Genomic DNA, 6,730 nt, shown 5'->3' with positions numbered 1-6,730 from the left:
GCCCGGCGGCATGCCGGGCCCCGGGCCCGGGGCGGGGGCTCCGGTGGGCGGCACGCCGGGCGGGGGCGCCGGGTGGCCTCCGCCTGACATCCGCCCCCCGGGCGGGAAGTTCGACGACAGCGTGTTGTGGGTGAGCTGGTCGATCTGGCGGCGGGCGCGGTCGGCCTCGGCGCGGGCGGCGTCGCGCTCCTCGGCGAGTGCGGTGAGGGCGGCCTGCTGCTCGGCGACCGACTGCGACAGCTGCCGCAGCTGCACCGCCTGGTCGTTCACCTTGGTGTTCAGCTCGTCCCGCTCGGCCGTCGCGGCCGCGGCCTGGGACAGCGCGGTGTCGCGCTCCTTGGCGGCCTCGTCGGCGCGGGCGTTGGCGCGGACGACCTCCGCCTCGGCCTCCGACTGGGCGCGCATCGCGGTGGTGCGCTCGGCTTCGGCCTTGCTGGCGGCCTGCATGGCGCGCTGCCGCTGGGCCTCGGTGTCGCGCATGGCGTTGCGCAGGTCCTCGGCGCCCTGCTTGGCCACCGCGGCCTCCACGCGCTGCGTCTCGGCGGCGCTCTCCGCCTCGGCGAGCTTGGCGTGCAGGCCGACGAGCTCGGCCCGGGCGGCCTCCAGCGCGGCGAGCAGCTCGGTCTCTCGGGCCGCGACCCGGTCGCGCTCGCTCTCGGCGGCGAGCTTGGCCGTCATGGACTGCTGCGCGATCTGGTGGGCCTCCTCCCACGCCTGCTGCGCGGCGTCGCGCTTGGCGGTGGCGAGCCTGGCCTCCTCACGGGCGCGGCTCGCCTCCCCTTCGGCCGTGTCGGCGCGCTTGCGGGACGAGACGGCCTCGTGCCACGCCTCCTCGGCCTTGCGCTGGGAGGCGTCGCGCTCGCTCTGCGCGATGGCGAGCTCGCGGGCGGCCTCGGCCCGCACCTCGGCGACGCGGCGCTCCACGCCGGCGACGCTCAGCTCGGAGGTCAGCGAGTCGGCGAGCGCGTCGGCGGCCCGCTCCATCCGCTCGACGATCTCCCACGCCGACGCGACCTGCCCGGTGAGGCCCGGCGCGTCCCGGCCGCGGTCGCGGCGCTCGCGCGCCTCGCGGGCGCAGGCGCCGTCGTTGTCCTGGCAGTAGCGGACGGTGCGGGCGGCGCCGACCGGCTGCGGGACGGGGCGACCGCAGTTGGCGCACGGCCAGACCGTGACCGGGTCGCCCATGCGCGCGACCGCGGTCTCGGCGGGCGCCCCGGCCCCCGTGCCCTGGTACGCCGAGCCCTTGTGCGCCGTGCCCTCGGAGACCGCGCCCTGGGGAGCCGCGGCCGTCTCCTCGGGGCCGCTATTGTCGCGCTCATCGCTGTTAGGCATGGAATGAACCTTACGCACCCCTGCCCGTCACTGCAGTGACTTGGGTGGTACATGTGGGGGCGCCCACTTCGCCGGAAAGTGAGCGGCCAACTCGTCGGTGGCCTCGATGAGGCGGTCCCGCGTGCCGGGCTCGCCGCCGCCGTGCCCGGCGTCCTCGACGACGTGGAATCTCGCCTCCGGCCACGCGCGGTGCAGGTCCCACGCCTGCTCCAGCGGCGTCTTCACGTCGTAGCGCCCGTTCACGATCACCGCGGGGATGTGCCGGACGCGGTCCACGCCCCCGAGCAGCCCCTCGGGCGGGAGGAAGCCTCCGTTCGCGATGTAGTGGTGCATGATGCGGGCGAAGGCCACCGTCACCGCGTCGTCCAGCTCCGGCGGCGGGACGGGCAGGAGCGTGTTGGCCGCCATCTCCCACGCGGCCCAGGCGCGGGCGGCGGGGAGCCGGACGGCCGGGTCCGGGTGGCCGACGCGGCGGCCGTAGGCGGCCAGCAGGTCGTCCTGCTCGGCGGGCGGGATCGCGTCCCGGAACGCGGCCCACTCGGCGGGGAACAGCCGCGCCGCGCCGGTGGGGGTCAGCCCCCACGGCTCGTCCCACGGACGGACGAGGTAGATGCCGCGCAGCACCATGGCGGCGACCCGGTCGGGGTGCGTCTGCGCGTACGCGAGCGCGAGGGTGCTCCCCCAGCTGCCGCCGAACACCAGCCAGCGTTCGATCGACAGGTGCTCGCGCAGCCGCTCCATGTCGGCCACCAGGTGCGGCGTGGTGTTGCGGTCGAGCGGCACCGCGGGGTCGCCCGCGCCGGGCAGGCTGCGGCCGCAGTTGCGCTGGTCGAACAGGACGACGCGGTACCGGGCCGGGTCGAAGAACCGCCGGTGGTCGGGCAGCAGCCCCCCTCCGGGACCGCCGTGCAGGAAGACCGCGGGCAGTCCGTCGGGATTGCCGCAGGTCTCCCAGTAGACGCGGTCGCCGTCGCCGACGTCCAGCAGCCCGGAGTCGTAGGGCTCGATCGGTGGGTAGTACTCCCGCAAGGCCATGTCCCAGTATCACCCGACATGATCAGGCGTCGTCCCGCCGCTCCCCCGCCCGCGTGACCCGCTACCCTCCCGGCATGACGCAGCCGACGTGCACGCAGTGCGAGGGCGACGACCTCGAACCGGGCTTCATCGAGGACGCGGGCGAGCACTCCAAGGGCTACGCCCGCTGGATCCTCGGCCCGCTGGAGAAGGGCTTCCTCGGCGGCGCGAAGCGCATGGGCCGGCCCCGCTGGCAGATCGACGCCCTGCGGTGCCGCCGGTGCGGGCACCTGGAGCTGTTCGCGCGCACGCCCGTCTAGAGCTGGGCCATCGCCTTGCGGATGCGCTTGTCGGAGACAGGGAAGCGCGTGCCGAGCTGCTGGGCGAAGAGGCTGACCCGCAGCTCCTCCAGCATCCAGCGGATCTGCCGGGCCGGCTCCTCCTCGCGCCGGGACGGGGGAAGCCGGCGCAACGCCTGGTCGTACTCCTGCGCCAGCACCTCGACCTGGTGCGCGAGCATGCGGTCGCGTCCCGGGTTCTCGGGAAGCTTGTCGAGCCTCACCTGCAGGGCGCGCAGGTAGCGCGGCAGGTCTGGCAGCCGGGCCCAGCCGGTCGCGGTGACGAACCCCGGCCGCACCAGCGTGCCGAGATGTCCGCGGACGTCGGTGAGCGCGGGCACGAGCGTGAGGCTCGCCGTACCGCGCAGCCGCCGGTCGATCTCGTGCGCCTCGGCGAGGATCCGCTCGACCAGGGCGACGATCTGGGCCGTCGCGTCGTGCAGGTCGGCGCGGACCCGGTCGTACAGGGCGCGGAAGCCGTCCTCGTCCCACGCGGGCCCGCCCGCCTCGGCGATGAGCCGGTCGGCGGCGGCGGTGACGCAGTCGTCGAACAGCGCCGCGACGGAGCCGTGCGGGTTGTGGCTGAGCGCCAGCTTGCCCTGGTTGGTCAGGCGGCTCTGGATGAGCTTCACCGGCGACGGCGCGTTCAGCAGGATCAGCCGCCGCGTGCCGAGCCACATCGCGCGGCGCTGCTCGGCCTCCGTCTCGTACATGCGGACGGCGACGGCGTCGCCCTCGTCGGTGAGCGCCGGATATGCCTTGACGTCGTACCCGGCCTGGTTGCGCTCGTAGGTGCGGGGCAGCTCGCCGATCGTCCACGCGGTGAGCCCGGACCGCTCGATCGTGGACGCGGCCTTGGACAGCGTCCCGCGCACCTTCCCGGCGAGGCGGCGTTTCAGCTCGTCCAGGTCGGTGCCCTCCCCGAGGGTCCGGCCCGCCGCGTCCAGGACCCGGAAGGTGATGCGCAGGTGGGCGGGCAGCCGGGACGGGTCCCACGCCTCCCGCGCGACCGGCACGCTCGTCATCGCGGTCAGCTCGCGCTCCAGGGCGTCCAGCAGCGGCTCGGTGCGCGGCGCGACGCGGTCGAGGATCTTGCGGGCGTAGTCGGGCGCCGGGACGAAGTTGACGCGCAGCTGCTTCGGCAGCGACCGGATCAGCTCGGTGACCAGTTCGGCGCGCAGGCCCGGCACCTGCCAGTCGAAGCCGGCGGGCCGCACCTGGTTAAGGACCTGGACGGGGATGTGCACGGTGACGCCGTCGGCGTCGGTGCCCGGCTCGAACTGGTAGGTGAGCCGCAGCCGCAGCGCGCCCTGCTGCCACACGTCCGGGTAGTCGGACTCGCTGACGCCGCCCGCCGACTCGTTGATGAGCATCGACTTCTCGAACCCGAGCATGTCGGGGTCGGCGCGCCGGGCCTTCTTCCACCAGGCGTCGAAGTGCCGCCCGGAGACGACGTCCTCGGGGATCCGCGCGTCGTAGAAGTCGAAGAGGGTCTCGTCGTCGACGAGGATGTCGCGGCGCCGGGCGCGGTGCTCCAGCTCCTCCACCTCGTCCAGCAGGGCGCGGTTGTCGTGGAAGAACCGGTGGTGGGTCTCCCAGTCGCCCTCGACGAGCGCGTGCCGGATGAACAGCTCGCGCGACAGGGCCGGGTCGATGGCGCCGTAGTTGACACGGCGGTCGGCGACGATCGGGACCCCGTAGAGGGTGACCTTCTCGCGCGCCATGACGGCCGCCTGCTTCTTCGACCAGTGCGGCTCGCTGTAGTTGCGCTTCACCAGGTGCTGCGCGAGGGGTTCGACCCACTCGGGCTCGATCCGGGCGTTGATCCGTCCCCACAGCCGGGACGTCTCGACCAGCTCCGCCGACATCACCCAGCGCGGCGGCTTCTTGAACAGCGACGACCCCGGGAAGACCGCGAACTTCGCGCCCCGGGCGCCGAGGTACTCCTGCCCGCGCCGCTGCTTGTCCTTCTTGTCGACGTCCATCAGCCCGATGTGGGACAGCAGGCCGGCGAGCAGCGAGGTGTGGATGCGGTCGGGCGGCGCGTCGGCGGTGTTGAGCGTGACGCCGAGGGACCTGGCGACCTGCTTGAGCTGGCCGTGCAGGTCCTGCCACTCGCGGATGCGCAGGTAGTGCAGGAACTCGTTCTTGCACATGCGGCGGAACGCGCTGCCCGACAGCTCCGCCTGCCGCTCGCGCAGGTAGTTCCACAGGTTCAGGTAGGCGAGGAAGTCGGAGCCGGGGTCGGCGAACCGGCGGTGCCGCTCGTCGGCGGCCTGCTGGTTCTCGGCGGGACGCTCGCGCGGGTCCTGGATGGACAGCGCCGCCGCGATGATCAGCACCTCGCGGACGCAGCCGTTGCGGTCGGCCTCCAGGATCATGCGCCCGAGCCGGGGATCGACGGGCAGCTGGGCCAGCCGACGGCCGAGCGGGGTGAGGCGCTTGCGCGGGTCCTTCTCGGCGGGGTCGATGGCGCCGAGCTCGTGCAGGAGCTCCACGCCGGCCTTGACGTTGCGGCGGTCGGGCGGCTCCACGAACGGGAACGCGGCGATGTCGCCGAGGCCGAGCGCGGTCATCTGCAGGATGACCGACGCGAGGTTGGTCCGCAGGATCTCCGGCTCGGTGAACTCCGGGCGGGACTCGAAGTCCTCCTCGGAGTACAGCCGGATGCACACGCCCTCGGAGACGCGGCCGCAGCGGCCCTTGCGCTGGTTCGCCGAGGCCTGCGAGACCGGCTCGATCGGGAGCCGCTGCACCTTCAGCCGGTGGCTGTAGCGGGAGATGCGCGCGGTGCCGGGGTCGACGACGTACTTGATGCCGGGGACGGTCAGCGACGTCTCCGCGACGTTGGTGGCGAGCACGACCCGCCGCCCGCGGTGCGGCTGGAACACCCGGTGCTGCTCGGCCGACGACAGCCGCGCGTACAGCGGCAGGACCTCGGTCGTCCCGCGCCGGCGGGTGAAGTGCTTGGTGAGCGCGTCGGCGGTGTCGCGGATCTCCCGCTCGCCGCTGAGGAACACCAGGACGTCGCCGGGCTCCTCGCGGCCGAGCTCGTCGACCGCGTCGACGATCGCCTGGACCTGGTCGCGGTCGGGGTCGGCGGACGGGTCGTCCGGGTCGGTGACGGGGCGGTACCTGACCTCGACCGGATAGGTGCGCCCGGACACCTCCACGATCGGCGCGTCCCCGAAGTGCGCGGAGAACCGCTCCGGGTCGATCGTCGCGGAGGTGATGACCACCTTGAGGTCGGGGCGGCGCGGCAGGATCTCCCTGACGTAGCCGAGGAGGAAGTCGATGTTCAGGCTGCGCTCGTGCGCCTCGTCGATGATGAGCGTGTCGTACTGGCGCAGCAGCCGGTCGGTCTGGATCTCGGCGAGCAGGATGCCGTCGGTCATCAGCTTCACGAGCGTGTCGTCGCTCGACCGGTCGGTGAAGCGCACCTTGTAGCCGACGGTCTCGCCGAGTTCGGTGCCGAGCTCCTCGGCGATGCGGTCGCCGACCGTCCGCGCGGCGAGCCGCCGCGGCTGGGTGTGGCCGATGGAGCCGAGCACGCCCCTGCCCAGTTCGAGGCAGATCTTGGGGATCTGAGTCGTCTTGCCGGAGCCGGTCTCGCCCGCGACGATCACGACCTGGTGGTCGCGGATCGCGGCGAGGATGTCGTCCTTCTTCTGCGACACCGGCAGCTGCGCCGGATATGTGATCTCGGGCACGGCGAGACGCCGCCGCTCGACCCGCCGCTCGGCGGCCTCGACCTCGGCGGCGATCTCCTCGGCGACCTTCGCCCGGCGCGCGGCGTCCCGCGTCTTCTGGGCGCCGTCGATCCTGCGGCGCAGCCGGTGCTGGTCGCGCAGCATCAACTGCGGCAGGCGCGCGCGCAGGCCGGCGAGCGGCGATTCCACACTCGTCCCCATAACCATCGACAAGGATAGGGTTCCAGGCCCCCAGGGCCCCGCTCACCCCACAACCTTCGCACCGTAGCCGGAACACCCCGGCCAGTGCGATCCATTATCCGGCCCTTACAACGCCGTGCCGGTAAGCCGCATTCC

Annotated in this window: 4 protein-coding genes; 1 reads left to right on the top strand and 3 read right to left on the bottom strand. The window is 73.3% G+C overall.

Features of this window, described 5'->3' with window-relative positions:
* Window positions 1–1,332: coiled-coil domain-containing protein (locus tag ABWI04_RS31815; RefSeq protein WP_353834737.1), on the bottom strand; the 1,332-nt coding region annotated here is incomplete at its 3' end.
* Between the two features lie 27 nt (window positions 1,333–1,359).
* Window positions 1,360–2,361 carry a prolyl aminopeptidase gene (gene pip / locus ABWI04_RS31810; protein ID WP_353834738.1) on the bottom strand — a complete coding sequence of 334 codons (1,002 nt, stop codon included), beginning with the start codon at window positions 2,359–2,361 and terminating at the stop codon, window positions 1,360–1,362.
* 80 nt (window positions 2,362–2,441) lie between these two features.
* On the opposite strand from pip, the gene ABWI04_RS31805 reads away from it, so the two are divergent.
* Window positions 2,442–2,666 carry a hypothetical protein gene (locus ABWI04_RS31805; RefSeq protein WP_353834736.1) on the top strand — a complete coding sequence of 75 codons (225 nt, stop codon included), beginning with the start codon at window positions 2,442–2,444 and terminating at the stop codon, window positions 2,664–2,666.
* On the opposite strand, the gene hrpA is transcribed toward ABWI04_RS31805, so the two are convergent.
* Window positions 2,663–6,583 carry an ATP-dependent RNA helicase HrpA gene (gene hrpA / locus ABWI04_RS31800; protein ID WP_353834735.1) on the bottom strand — a complete coding sequence of 1,307 codons (3,921 nt, stop codon included), beginning with the start codon at window positions 6,581–6,583 and terminating at the stop codon, window positions 2,663–2,665. The genes ABWI04_RS31805 and hrpA overlap by 4 nt on opposite strands.
* Window positions 6,584–6,730: the final 147 nt, after the last annotated feature.

The organism is Actinomadura sp. NPDC000929, from assembly GCF_040492065.1.
Taxonomy (GTDB): Bacteria; Actinomycetota; Actinomycetes; order Streptosporangiales; family Streptosporangiaceae; genus Spirillospora; species Spirillospora verrucosospora.
The sequence above is the reverse complement of the archived record's forward strand: the minus strand, read 5'-3'. Positions and strand labels throughout refer to the sequence as shown.

Bases quoted from the DNA above. Each gene is read 5' to 3' on its own strand.
- ABWI04_RS31805 (WP_353834736.1), top strand. From the start codon at position 2,442: ATGACGCAGCCGACGTGCACGCAGTGCGAGGGCGACGACCTCGAACCG.